Source organism: Desulfofustis glycolicus DSM 9705, from assembly GCF_900130015.1.
Taxonomy (GTDB): domain Bacteria; phylum Desulfobacterota; class Desulfobulbia; order Desulfobulbales; family Desulfocapsaceae; genus Desulfofustis; species Desulfofustis glycolicus.
The window spans coordinates 1-12132 of record NZ_FQXS01000027.1; the positions used below are offsets into that span (position 1 = coordinate 1).

The window sequence follows — 12132 nt, forward strand, 5'->3', positions numbered from 1 at the left end:
AATGAAAGCCGAACAAACTATCCACTTCCTCTCCGAACTACTCGAACTGACCGAATACCTTGGGGCACTCGTCAGAGATCAGTGCCGACTCATGGCCGCCGACCAGGATGGTCATCTGATCGAAGATCCCGAGCAGGAACGGGACGTGCCGTTCTGATCTGATAAACGAACTGCCCATCAGTACTCGGCTTGCCCCTTGGCCGGCGCTTCAGCGACGCCGGCCGGGGGGGCAGCAGCAAAATAATCAGACAACGCTGTCAAAATAATCAGGAAAACGATGTTCATTTATTGTGAAAAGCAACAACTCGTCAACGCCGGAAGATTACCGAGTCGTTGAGCGATTGCAAGAAACGGGTGCAGAAGCTCTTTGAGACCGCCAATATCAAGATTGCTTCGGTGGTTTCCGACCTGTTTGGTACCACTGGCCGGCGTCTGATCGAGTAGTTGTGCGATGAGTCAGCGCCCGGTTTTTCCGAGGAGATAATAACCAACCTTGCCTGTGGCCGCCTACGTGCAAAGGCCGGGGAGTTGCATCGCAGCATCCAGGGATGTTTTGAGGATCATCATCGTTTTCAGCTGTGCTCGTTGCTGCGGATAATCAGCATCCTGGAGAGCGAGATCGGTATTATCTCGGATCGCCTGCACCAACTCATAGAGAAGCACGAAGCGCTGCTCGACCGTTTGACAGTGGTTCCCGGAGTTGGTCCACGGAACGCCCAGATGATCATCAGCGAGGTTGGTTACCGGCTGGACAGCTTTGCTGATGCCGCTTTGTTTGCCAACTGGGCGGGGTTATGCCCGGGCAATAATGAGAGCGCGGGTAAGCGAAGAAGCGGGAAGACAGCGGTCCAAAAACATCCGTTCAAAACGATCCTGGTGGAAGTAGCCTGGGCAACCGTCAAAACCAAGGGGAGTTACTTCAAGGACAAGTATTATCGCCTGAAATCGCGGCGCGGTGCCAAGAAGGCGATCGTGGCTATCGCACATCGGTTGGCCAAGGTAATGTTTCATATGATCAAATATGGTTAACGGTACCGGGAGGTTGGAGAAGATTATCTGAAGAGCAGGAAACACACGGGGCTCAGCATCCTCAAATAGCAGGCAAAAGCCTGGGATTCGAGTTGGTACCGGCGACGACTTAGCTACCCTTGGGGCGGCACTGTCGAGAAGAAAATCAAGATTGTCACGAGGTCGCAAAAAAAACTGAAGCGAAAGAGCGCGGGATCTAACATGACCGGCTGGACACCGGCACAACGAATTGTCAGCTCGCAAGAGACTACGGATATGCAACTGAGAGTACCCCCATCGTCCAGCCACGACAATCAAGAGGGTGGAATGTGAAGTTAAGGATTCTACTATGTGCCGCAGCAGAATGTGACTCTGCCATGGGCGTCGTGGTAGAAAGCAGTTTCATATAAATGCCACCAGCTGTTGTACCATTCAAGTCAATGCTATAATCTCCGTCAGAAGCAGACCATGCATATGCATAATCAATATCACCGTAAAAGACTTCCCAACCGGTGATATAACATCTTTGTGTGGGGGTGTTGTTCAGGTTTAGGAAATTCCCTGACCCAATACCCGGATCTTCGAAGCTACCGTTTTGAAAAGGCAGAGCATTGGCTCCAGCTGCCAGTGTCATCGTCAGCGTCAACACAGCGGCAAAAGCGAAATCTTTTTTATTCATCCCCTCCCCCCATGTTCTGAATGAATTGATGAGTTTCCCTAACACATGTTGTAAATTTTAAGCCATCAATAAGATCATTTTTCAACGAGATAGCGGAATTCTATGGGATTAGCCACATTGTAAGTATAATAACTAATCGCTTTTCCGGAAAATTAATTCCTGTTTTCCGGAATTTCTTTCAGGCTCGCTGACGCTTCAGAAATCTTTGATGGAATGTGGCAAGTAACCCACAACCACCACGCGGATCGGGGTGGCTTCCGAAAGGGGGCTGCCTTTTTTTACATATTTTTTACATACCAAGAAAAAAGGGCTTACAACCGAAGCTGTAAGCCCTTGATTTTCCTGGAGCCACCGAGCGGAGTCGAACCGCTGACCTGATGATTACGAATCAACTGCTCTACCAACTGAGCTACGGTGGCGTTTGATTGACGGTGTTTATAGCAGGATCAAAACTAAAATTCAATATCAATCCCTGGACCTCAACGGTTTCAATGGTCGATGGACAGTGAATCTTGCTCCCCGATCTGCTACAATGGAACCCGTTTTGTATCCGGGGCTGTGCCCGCCGGGGCTCTCGATATCACGTCTCGCTGCTTCCTCAAATGACTGAAGCGGTAACCGGCAAAAACACCTGGTCTGAAGATTACAGGAAAAGGGGTTGCTTTTGACGAAAGCATACCATAGCTGGAATGACAAAGACATCATCAGGGTTCGGTTGCGGTTCATCGATCTGAACAAGTCTTTCTTCGCAGAACCGCCGGATGCCGAACGGTTAAGTCGCTGGCGCGGGATTTTTTACGCACTGGCGGACACCAGTATCAGTCCCCGCCTCGACGAGGCGGTGCAGCTCATCAAACACCATCTCTCTATCGATCGTCTGCAGGATCTGCAACACGAGTTTACTCGTTTATTCAGCGACAATTACCGTAACGGAGCGCTCAGCCTGGCAGCGTCCGCCCATCTCGATGGAATCATCTACCTGGATACCCGGTCTGAGGTGAGAGCATTTCTCGCCGACTCGGGAGGCAGAACCTATGCACCGACAGACGATGGGGAGGATTCGCTGGTAGTGCTCCTGGATTTTCTGGCAACCTTGATTCGGGACGAAAAAGACGGTTTCGACACAAGATCCGCTCAGGCGCTTCTGGTCACCGACTTTCTCGTTCCGTTTGTCAAACTACTCGAAGACGCTGCACGGATAAACTACTCCGCCGCTTTCTACCGCGACTGCATCAGCTTTACCGGTGGATACCTGGAACTTGAACAGCACTTTCTGGCATGATGGAAACAGTATACAACAAGAACGGAGCGTCGTTGCGGTGCTGGCCGCCGACATCGCTCCTTTTTGCGCTGGCTGCCTCCATCCTAGTACTTCTGCTATCCGGCTGTTCGGAAGAACCAGAACAGCAGAAGGAGGAGGCCGACACGGTCTCCTCCTTCGCCGGATGTCTCTCCTGCCATAATCTGGACTTGGACAAACATCACCGGCTCGATTGTACATCCTGTCATGGCGGCAATGGCGAGGCGTTAGGGCTCGAAGAGGCACACCTTGGCCTGGTAGCGGCTCCGGCTCATCCCGACCAGGCCGATCAGGTGTGCGGTAGTTGTCACCGGGAGCAGGTCGAGATGGTCGCCGCCAATGGCCACTATACACTGATCGGTCACATCTCGGCAGTCCGGGCGGCGTTTGGCTCCCCGTCCTCTCCTGAGTCTGCCCTGCAGATTACCGCCGCGGCACAGCCGGGCAGCGAGACGGAACTGGTCGATGATCTGCTGCGTCGACGCTGCCTGCGCTGCCACGTCTATACGCGTGGCGATACGTTTCCGGCGATCGACCGAGGACTCGGCTGTGCCGCCTGTCACCTAGCACCGCATCAGGCCGAAGCGGGCCGGCATCTTTTCCGCGGGCACCCCGCCGACGACGCTTGTCTGTCCTGTCATTACGGCAACCATGTCGGTTTTGATTATTACGGCCGTTACGAACACGATTTTAACCGCGAATACCGGACTCCCTACCTGGCGGTCGATGATGTCGTGGCCCCCTACGGCGTTGAGTTCCATCAACTGGAAGCGGACGCCCACCGGCAGGCCGGCATGGTCTGTATCGATTGTCACGGCCAGGACCAGGTCATGGGAGTGGCGGCCGGGCCGACGTGCTCGGCTTGTCACGACAGGAAACGTAAAGAGACGCTACCACCGGCCGGCATTACCGATACCGCCGACGGTCCGGTTTTCATTTCTGCTGCAACCACTCGCAGCTTTCCGGTCCCCCAGTTGCGTCACCCGGCCCACGCAGCCTACCGGGATACGGCCGTGTGCCTGGCCTGCCATGCCCGCTGGACGTTCAACGACGGAACGACACACCTGGTGCGCATCGATCATGACGATTTTTATGATTTTTTCCGTCTCAGCGTCGACGGCAGCTCCGAAGTCAAAACGATCATCGAGAGTCATATCGATTTTGACGGCGCCTGGTTGGACCCCGTTATGACCGACAAGTTCACCGGCGAAGACCTGCCCGGCGTCTGGCTCAAGGGGTATCTGGAGCGACGCTGGGAAGAACCCCTTTTCGCCAGGGACGACGACGGCCGGATCTCTCCGGCCCGGCCGATCCTCGACCTGCGCCTTTCCTGGATCGATGGAAATGAAACAGTCCGCTTCGACAATCTCCGCCCGCGACCGGACAGCCATCTGCTGCGCCCCTACGCTCCCCACACCGTTGGTCCGGCCGGCTTGTTCTACGAAGAACGGTTGCGGCGTTTCCAGATCCGTGAATTATCACTGCCTGCCGAATAAGCACCGAAAACGATTGAATCAGTCCGTGAATTATTTTAAAAACCCAACACAACTCGAAAAGGTGCCGGTCGCGCCGGGAGAACGTCAGGGATGCTGCGTCCACTATCGGCGCTTTGATGGCCGGCGCACTCACCTCTTTTCAACAACAGGATGCTCGTGCTCGTAAATCCAGCGGACGGCAGGCTTTTCTCAGGTATCGCCAGCACCATTTGCCTGCTGGTGATCACCATTCTGTCCTGCTTCCCTGCGGCCTCGATCGGGGGAACCACCTCGCTGCACCCGACGCAGCGCCCTTATCGCATCAACAGTCATACCTACTATCCTATTCCATCGGCCTACGGCTTTAATCAGACCGGGATCGCTTCCTGGTACGGTGACGATTTCCATGGACGCCCGACTTCCAACGGCGAAACGTACGACATGCACGGCATGACGGCCGCCCATAAGACCTTGCCGATGAACACCGTTCTGCTCGTACAGAATCTGGAAAACAATCAGGAGATCATCGTTCGCGTCAACGATCGCGGACCCTTCGTCAAAGGGCGGATTATCGACTTGAGCTATCAGGCCGCCAAACGGCTCAATATCGTCGGTAAGGGGACCGCGCACGTCAGGATCAGCGCACTGTCTGACGGTGAGAAAAGCGAGTCGCAGATGATGGAGATGGCTCAGCAATTTTATACCGGCGATTTCTACGTGCAGATCGGTTCGTTTGCCAATACCGATAATGCGCTGCGTCTGCAGAATCGCTTCCTCCAGGCCGGGCACAAGACGTTGATCCAGAAATACGAGGAAAAGCAAAGCGCCTACTATCGGGTCCACGTCTATGTCGGCAGAACCTTGCAGGGTGCCGAACAGGCCCGATCAATCCTGGAAAAACGCGGCTATCGCAACGCCTTTGTAATCGCCCGTTAAACCGGCGGGTCCGTCGAATTTTCGCTGCTGCGCAGCGCACCGGCGAACTGCTCAAGACGACGAACGGTGGTCACCAATTGGTGCAGTAGGGCGTGGTCTTTGCGGCCCGGGGCTGCTTCAACCCCGGAATTGATGTCGATGGCATAGGGACGCACGGCCTCGATGGCCGCCACTACGTTACCGGCGTGCAGGCCACCGGCTAGGATGATCGGCCTGGATATTCCCAGTGACGGCACAACCGACCAGTCGAAACTTCGTCCGGTACCGCCGGCCGCTCCCCTGACGTAGGTGTCGAGCATGATGCTGTCGACCGCATCATGAAAGGCCTGGAAATCGACGAGCTCGGCGGCGGGACCAATGCGCACCGCCTTGCTGACCGATAGCCCCCGGCGCCAGGAGCGCAGTCGCCGGCAGAATGCCGGCGTCTCGTTGCCGTGCAGTTGAACCTGGGTCAACCCGCAATAATCGACCAGGTATTTGATTTCTTCTTCGTCCGCGTCACGAAAAACGCCGACCCGGGCAATGAACGGCGGCAGCGTCTCGATCAGTTTCGCCGCCTGGTCCGGTGTCACCTGGCGCGGGCTGGCGGCGACGAAGATAAAGCCGAGCCCGTCGACGCCGGCGGCAATCGCCGCCCGGGCATCTTCCTCCCTGGTCGTACCGCACATCTTGATCCGGATTCGCTGCATCCCTCTCACCGATTCCGGTCGCCGCCGCCCCGCAGTTCACTGAGCAGGTTACTCCCGGTTCCGGCCCGCATCAAACTCTCGCCGATCAACGCACCACTCACCCCGGCGCGGGCCAGCGCCGCCAGATCGCCCGCCGTCTTCAGACCGGATTCGGAGACAACCGGAATCTCCGGCGGAATCAGCTGCTGCAGGCGAAAGGTGGTAGCGATATCGACGCTGAAGTCGTTGAGATTGCGGTTATTGATGCCAATCAGATCAGCACCGGCCGCCAGCGCAATCTCGACCTCTCGTTCATCGTGCACCTCGACCAGGCTGTCCATGCCGAGACTCGCCGCATACTGCCTGAATTCGGCGATCTGCTCCACCTCCAGGATGGCTGCGATGAGCAGGACGGCATCGGCGCCATGGGCGCGCGCCTGATCGATCTGCAGGCGGTCGATGAGGAAATCTTTGCGCAATACCGGCAGATCAACCGCCTCACGAACCTGCAGCAGATAGAGCAGGCTTCCCTGAAAGAAGTCGACGTCGGTCAGTACCGACAAGGCCTGCGCCCCCTGTTTCCGGTAATCGACCGCGGTGCGGACCGGATCGAAATCAGCGCAGATCACCCCTTTGGACGGCGATGCCTTTTTCACTTCGGCAATGACCGCCACCCCGTCATAATCGAGCAACGCCGTGCGGAACCCCCGGGGTGCATCCACCTGCCGCTGATGATGCGGCGGCGGCACGACAATACCGGTGCGATACAGGTCGGCGACCTCTTCTGTCTTTCTTGCTACAATACGATCGAGAATCATCGACTCTCCATGTGGTGGTGCCAGACGATGGGTCTTAGGCAAAGCTGTTGCTCAGCTCCACCAGTTCCTGGAGTTTGCGAAGGGCTCTGCCGGAATCTATACATTCCGCGGCGGCGGCAATACCGGCCGACAGATCGTCGACGCCACCGGCAGCCAACAAAGCGGCGCCGCTGTTGAGCAAAATCATATCACGCCGCGGGCCGGCCGTACCGGCGAGAATATCTTTCATCAGCAGTGCCGATTCGTTACTGTCCCGACCGCCCTGCAGGGTTTCAAGCGGCGCCCGGGTCAAGCCGACTTCCTCAGGCGTGATCCGATAGCTGGTGACAATGCCGTCCTTGAGTTCGGAGATCATCGTTGTGCCGGTGATCGTCAACTCGTCGAGGTTGCCCTCGCCATGCACGACCAAGGCCCGTTTGGAACCAAGTTTACCGAGAACTAGCGCCAGTTGCTCGGTCAGCTCCGCAGCAAATACGCCAAGGACCTGAACGTTGGCTCCGGCCGGATTGGTCAGTGGCCCGAGAATATTGAAAATGGTCCTGATACCGATCTCGCGGCGCGGACCGATGGCGTATTTCATCGCCCCATGGAGGGCCGGAGCAAAAAGAAAACCGATCCCCGCCTGCTTGATGCAATCGCTGACCTGCTCTGCCGTCAGGTCCAACTTGACACCGGCCGCCTCGAGCACGTCGGCCGATCCGCACGAACTTGATACCGAACGATTACCGTGCTTGGCAACGGTGAAACCGCAGCCGGCGACAACAAACGCCGAGGTGGTCGACACGTTGAAGGTACCGGAGCAATCGCCGCCGGTACCGCAGGTATCGATAACGACACCGCCAGCCTCGAAATCGACACCGGTGTCGACCCGAGTGGCTTTTTCCCGCATAACCCGGACGGCTCCGGCAATCTCGTCGACGGTCTCGCCTTTCATGCGCAGGCCGGTCAAAAACGCGGCGATCTGCACCGGCGTAGCCACCCCGCTCATGATGTCGGTCATGATCCGGTACATCTGTTCTTCACTCAGATCGCCATGACCGACAACCCGGCTTATCGCTTCCTTGATGTTCATCGCATCTCCTTGCTCTGCGGCGCGGTCGGCCGGCCTTTCAGCGGTGACCGAGCAGCGCCGGGTAGCTGTCGTCAAGAAAATTGTGCAGCAGATATCGACCGTCCGGCGTCATGATCGATTCCGGGTGGAACTGGACGCCTTCAACGGCCTGTGTCCGGTGACGCAGCCCCATCATCTCCTGCTGATCGGTACGGGCACTGACCTCCAGGCATTCCGGCACCCCTTGGTCTCTAACGACGAGCGAATGATAGCGCATGCCGTCGAACGGGTTGGGCAGCCCGGTAAAAACACCGCGACCGTCATGGAAGATCGGGCTTGTTTTCCCATGCATGATCCGTTCGGCCCGCACCACCTCGCCGCCGAAGGCATCGCCGATCGCCTGATGACCAAGGCAGATACCAAGGATCGGGATCGAACCGGCGAAGCGGGTGATGACCGAGATCGAGATGCCCGCTTCTTTTGGCGTGCAGGGCCCGGGCGAGATGATCAACCGACGCGGCGCCAGTCGCTCAAGCTCATCCAAGGTGATCTTGTCGTTGCGGACGACACGGACCTCCTCCGGCTGCTCGTCATCACGGACCAGGTCGGCAATGGTTTGAACGATGTTATAGGTGAACGAATCGTAGTTGTCGATAATGACGATCATCGCTTAGAACCTCTTCTCCGCCAGTTCGACGGCGCGACGCAAGCCCATTGATTTGTTGACGGTTTCTTCGAATTCCCGGTGCGGATCAGAGTCGGCGACGATGCCGGCACCGGCCTGAATATAGAGATCACGGCCGTGCATGACAAAGGTCCTGATGGCGATGCAGAAATCCATTGAGCCGGAAAACCCGAAATAACCGATGGCTCCGGCATAGGGGCCGCGCCGCTGCGGCTCCAGCTCCTCGATGATCTCCATGGCCCGGATTTTCGGGGCGCCACTCACCGTACCGGCCGGGAAGCAAGCGGCAACCACGTCGAATTGATCCCGTCCGTCAGCGATGGCGCCATGTACTCCGGACACGATATGCATTACATGGCTGTACCGTTCCACGGTCAGCAGATCCCGGACCTCGACACTGCCGCCTCGAGCGATCCTGCCGACATCGTTGCGGCCGAGATCGACGAGCATCAGGTGCTCGGCCCGCTCCTTCGGATCAGCCAGCAGCTCTTGTTCCAATGCGGCGTCTTCCGCCGCCGTCCGGCCCCGTTGCCGGGTACCGGCTATCGGTCGCAATTCGATGGTATCGCCTTCCTTGCGGACGAGGATCTCCGGTGATGAGCCGATCTGGATCAACTCGCCGAATTTCAGGAAAAAGAGATAGGGGCTCGGATTAATATGACGCAACGCCCGATAAATAGAAAGGGCGGGCAGATCAGTCTGAGTATGGAAGCGCTGGGACAAAACAACCTGGAAGATATCGCCGGCCAGGATATACTCTTTGGCCAGCTCGACCATGGACCAAAACCGCTCCGGCTCCATATTGGAATGAAAATCGTGTACCGCCGACGCATTGCCCCGTTTGGCAAGCACCGCTTCGGGAACTGCGGCCTGCAGCAAAGCGACGATGCCCTGCAGCCGCTCTGCCGTATCCTGGTAGCACCGGGACAGATCCGCTTGTTCGCGGGTATCCGCCCAGCAGACAATGGTTACCGTCTGGCGAACGTTATCGTGGACCAGGACGACTCCCGGAACCATAAAGGATGAGTCGGGCAGATCGAGTGGTTCATGGGAGTCGGGCAACTCTTCCAGGAAACGGACGGTGTCGTACCCGAGAAAGCCGACGGCTCCGCCGCAGAATCTGGGCAGTTCCGGGTCGACGTAGGCGTCCATGTCGGCGAGCAGAGTGCGCAAGGCGATGAGCGGGTTGTCAATCTCTTCCTCACGGCTGGCCGCGACTGCCGGTCCGTGCATCGTCACCCGATGGTCCCGTGAACTGAAAAGGGCCAGCGGCTCGAAACCGATGAATGAATAACGGCCCCACTTTTCGCCGCCCTCCATACTCTCAAAGAGGAAAACCTCTTCCCGGTCACCGAAGATCTTGCAAAACAGGGTCAACGGTGTATCGAGATCGGCGATAATCGTCGCACTCAGCGGGATCATCCGCTTTTCACCGGCTCGACGGCAAAACTCACCGCTCTCCGGAACAATCGGTATCGATTTCATCTGATCTGTCTCAAGAGGAACCAACGGGGAGTCACTCGCTGCGTGGAAGATACCATATCCGTACGGTTACGCACCAATTGGGGGCAAAAAAAAACCGCCGGGTCCATGAACATGGCCCGGCGGTCATCTCTTTCAACCGCGCCAACAGGATGCGGGCGGTTACCGACGCGAAACGAATCAGGCGCCGGTCTCCATATTGTTGACCCGTTTGGTAAGCCGGGAGATCTTGCGCGAGGCGTTTTTCTTGTGAATCGTCCCCTTCGATGCGGTTTTGGCGATGACCGGTACTGCTGCAGCAAGAGCAGTCTTGGCCTCTTCCACCGACCCGGCCTCGATAGCCTGGCTCAGACCTTTGATGGCCGTCTTCATTTTGGAACGATTGGTCCGGTTGCGCATACGACGAACCTGGGACTGACGAGTCCTCTTTTCCGCTGATTTATGATTTGCCACGAATTACTTCCTCCTGTTAAATCCTGTCTGCTATTCGACCGCCGTCCCGAAAACAATCGGTTGACGGGGCATTGACGTTGTTTCGGGCATAACCCGGTATGATGAAAAGACTGGTATATTTAATGCACTACCAGTCGCAAGTCAATAACTATAATAAAACTGGCCCGAATTTTCAAGCATGGCGCCGACACGTCGCCGGCCGGCTTTCTATTTGACAGTTCAGGATCGTGTGAGATACGCTCACGGTATCAGTGCCCCTGACACCGGGTGCCAATTCTTGCGTTTATGTTGCCAAACTGCGACACTCATGGAGAGCTTTAAAAATCCGGAATTTCGTTCAAGATCGAGGCGTGCAAGAAAATTTTACCGCAGGTATATACAGATATTGCCAGGATAAAATTTGATTGCACAACGATGAGATTGGACGAAATGCCAATTTTTCAAGGTTCCCGTATGTCCAACCGACGGTTATTATCATGGGGTTTCCAAGAATTCTTTTTCGCCTTATCGAGAACAGACGCTGCCCACTCTATCAGTATGGGGACGAGTTCAGCGTTACCGGTGTCGCTATTTCGATGAACAGCGGCGAAGAAAATTCCTTTATCACCACCTCGGTCATCCACTCACCGGCCAAAAAGAAGATCTGCAAGATTCTAACCGGCGACCTCACTAGAATCGTTATTCAATACGAACGCGGTGACAAGATCCCGGTCTGCCTGGTCTCCTGCAGCGGTTGCACCGGTTCCATCAAACTTGAACACAGCAGCGAACACCGCCTGGTCGCCTCGGAGCAGCCGCCCAACGCCAACGAGATCGGCTCAATGATGCACCTGTTCAGTGATTTCGCTTTCTTTAAGAATATCGACAACCAGAGTCTCGACAAAGTGGTCCGGTTCTTCCGGCTCACCTCCTACAAAAAAGACGCCATCGTTTTACGCAAAGGCGACATCGGCGGTAACTTTTACATTATCGTCACCGGCAGTGTCAACGTCATCAACGAGGCGGGCATCACCATCTCCAAACTGGGCAAAGGTGATGTCTTTGGAGAGATGAGCCTGATCTGCAACGACAAGGTCAGCGCCACCATCCAGGTCCGGGAAGACACGTCGATTCTCTATATCGACCAGACAAATTTCAAAAAAATCCTCGATCATTTCCCCTCTGTCCAACTCTATTTCTCCCGTCTGATGGCCAGTCGGCTGAACAAAGCCAATATGATCCGTAGTGAAGATCTGTCTTCGGGAATGATCGGCAATCTGACCGAAATCCCGGCCGAGGCGCTTTTTCAGACGCTGAACATGAACAACAAGACCGGCATCCTGACCATCAGCGAATTGCCTCGCGGCACGGCTCGTTTCTCCTTTCGCCAGGGAAGTCTGATCAAGGCAAAATACGACACGTTTTCCGGAGAAGCCGCCTTCTACGAGATCCTCAAAGAACACCAGGGACGTTTCTGTTTCACGCCGGGTATCCCTCCGGGAGATTTCGAGATTCCGGAAATCGGTTATTTCATGAAATTACTGATGGAAGGGATGCGTCGCATCGACGAGATCAGAAGCAAAGTCGCCAATTGACGG

The 12132-nt window shown here is 56.1% G+C and carries 13 protein-coding genes and 1 tRNA gene; 5 read left to right on the plus strand and 9 right to left on the minus strand.

Annotated elements, in window-relative coordinates; genetic code table 11:
- Nucleotides 1-507 precede the first annotated feature (507 nt).
- A complete protein-coding gene (locus BUC26_RS24205; RefSeq protein WP_244155896.1) occupies nt 508-663 on the minus strand; it encodes a hypothetical protein in 156 nt (51 codons plus the stop codon).
- A gap of 24 nt (nt 664-687) precedes the next feature.
- Between BUC26_RS24205 and BUC26_RS24210 the strand changes: the two genes are divergently transcribed.
- Nucleotides 688-1029: a transposase gene (locus BUC26_RS24210; RefSeq protein ID WP_279626311.1), complete on the plus strand. Its 342-nt coding sequence runs from the start codon at nt 688-690 to the stop codon at nt 1027-1029.
- Between the two features lie 247 nt (nt 1030-1276).
- On the opposite strand, the gene BUC26_RS17690 is transcribed toward BUC26_RS24210, so the two are convergent.
- On the minus strand, nt 1277-1687 hold the full coding sequence (locus BUC26_RS17690) for a carbohydrate binding domain-containing protein (RefSeq protein WP_073378169.1): 411 nt from the start codon (nt 1685-1687) through the stop codon (nt 1277-1279).
- A 343-nt stretch (nt 1688-2030) separates the two neighbouring features.
- A tRNA-Thr gene (locus BUC26_RS17695) sits at nt 2031-2106 on the minus strand.
- Between the two features lie 245 nt (nt 2107-2351).
- On the opposite strand from BUC26_RS17695, the gene BUC26_RS17700 reads away from it, so the two are divergent.
- The 3 genes from BUC26_RS17700 (at nt 2352) to BUC26_RS17710 (ending at nt 5398) form a co-directional block, all read left to right on the plus strand.
- Nucleotides 2352-2969, plus strand: a complete 618-nt coding sequence (locus tag BUC26_RS17700) for a TorD/DmsD family molecular chaperone (RefSeq protein ID WP_161949877.1) — start codon at nt 2352-2354, stop codon at nt 2967-2969.
- Nucleotides 2966-4483 (plus strand): hypothetical protein, encoded by a 1518-nt coding sequence (locus BUC26_RS17705; RefSeq protein WP_073378173.1) that lies wholly within the window; start codon nt 2966-2968, stop codon nt 4481-4483. Before BUC26_RS17700 ends, BUC26_RS17705 begins: the two co-directional genes overlap by 4 nt.
- 156 nt (nt 4484-4639) lie before the next feature.
- Nucleotides 4640-5398, plus strand: a complete 759-nt coding sequence (locus tag BUC26_RS17710; RefSeq protein WP_161949878.1) for a septal ring lytic transglycosylase RlpA family protein — start codon at nt 4640-4642, stop codon at nt 5396-5398.
- On the opposite strand, the gene BUC26_RS17715 is transcribed toward BUC26_RS17710, so the two are convergent.
- From BUC26_RS17715 to rpsT, 6 genes are all read right to left on the minus strand, one after another.
- Nucleotides 5395-6087 carry a phosphoribosylanthranilate isomerase gene (locus BUC26_RS17715; RefSeq protein WP_073378177.1) on the minus strand — a complete coding sequence of 231 codons (693 nt, stop codon included), beginning with the start codon at nt 6085-6087 and terminating at the stop codon, nt 5395-5397. The genes BUC26_RS17710 and BUC26_RS17715 overlap by 4 nt on opposite strands.
- Before the next feature lie 5 nt (nt 6088-6092).
- Complete coding sequence (gene trpC / locus BUC26_RS17720) at nt 6093-6884, minus strand: indole-3-glycerol phosphate synthase TrpC (RefSeq protein ID WP_073378179.1); 792 nt, start codon at nt 6882-6884, stop codon at nt 6093-6095.
- A gap of 34 nt (nt 6885-6918) precedes the next feature.
- On the minus strand, nt 6919-7956 hold the full coding sequence (gene trpD, locus BUC26_RS17725; protein WP_073378180.1) for an anthranilate phosphoribosyltransferase: 1038 nt from the start codon (nt 7954-7956) through the stop codon (nt 6919-6921).
- 37 nt (nt 7957-7993) lie between these two features.
- Nucleotides 7994-8602 (minus strand): anthranilate synthase component II, encoded by a 609-nt coding sequence (locus tag BUC26_RS17730; RefSeq protein WP_073378182.1) that lies wholly within the window; start codon nt 8600-8602, stop codon nt 7994-7996.
- Nucleotides 8603-8605: 3 nt separating this feature from the next.
- A complete protein-coding gene (gene trpE, locus BUC26_RS17735; RefSeq protein WP_084540750.1) occupies nt 8606-10105 on the minus strand; it encodes an anthranilate synthase component I in 1500 nt (499 codons plus the stop codon).
- 177 nt (nt 10106-10282) lie between these two features.
- Nucleotides 10283-10555 (minus strand): 30S ribosomal protein S20, encoded by a 273-nt coding sequence (gene rpsT / locus BUC26_RS17740; protein ID WP_073378184.1) that lies wholly within the window; start codon nt 10553-10555, stop codon nt 10283-10285.
- A gap of 476 nt (nt 10556-11031) precedes the next feature.
- Between rpsT and BUC26_RS17745 the strand changes: the two genes are divergently transcribed.
- Entirely contained in the window at nt 11032-12129 is a 1098-nt protein-coding gene (locus BUC26_RS17745; protein ID WP_073378186.1) for a cyclic nucleotide-binding domain-containing protein, read from the plus strand.
- The last annotated feature ends 3 nt before the right edge of the window (nt 12130-12132 follow it).

Excerpts from the sequence above, each read along its gene's own strand:
- BUC26_RS17690 (WP_073378169.1), bottom strand. The coding sequence starts at position 1,687 with ATGAATAAAAAAGATTTCGCTTTTGCCGCTGTGTTGACGCTGACGATG.
- BUC26_RS17705 (WP_073378173.1), top strand. The coding sequence starts at position 2,966 with ATGATGGAAACAGTATACAACAAGAACGGAGCGTCGTTGCGGTGCTGG.
- BUC26_RS17715 (WP_073378177.1), bottom strand. The coding sequence starts at position 6,087 with ATGCAGCGAATCCGGATCAAGATGTGCGGTACGACCAGGGAGGAAGAT.
- trpC (WP_073378179.1), bottom strand. The coding sequence starts at position 6,884 with ATGATTCTCGATCGTATTGTAGCAAGAAAGACAGAAGAGGTCGCCGAC.
- trpD (WP_073378180.1), bottom strand. The coding sequence starts at position 7,956 with ATGAACATCAAGGAAGCGATAAGCCGGGTTGTCGGTCATGGCGATCTG.
- BUC26_RS17730 (WP_073378182.1), bottom strand. The coding sequence starts at position 8,602 with ATGATCGTCATTATCGACAACTACGATTCGTTCACCTATAACATCGTT.
- trpE (WP_084540750.1), bottom strand. The coding sequence starts at position 10,105 with ATGAAATCGATACCGATTGTTCCGGAGAGCGGTGAGTTTTGCCGTCGA.
- BUC26_RS17745 (WP_073378186.1), top strand. The coding sequence starts at position 11,032 with ATGGGGTTTCCAAGAATTCTTTTTCGCCTTATCGAGAACAGACGCTGC.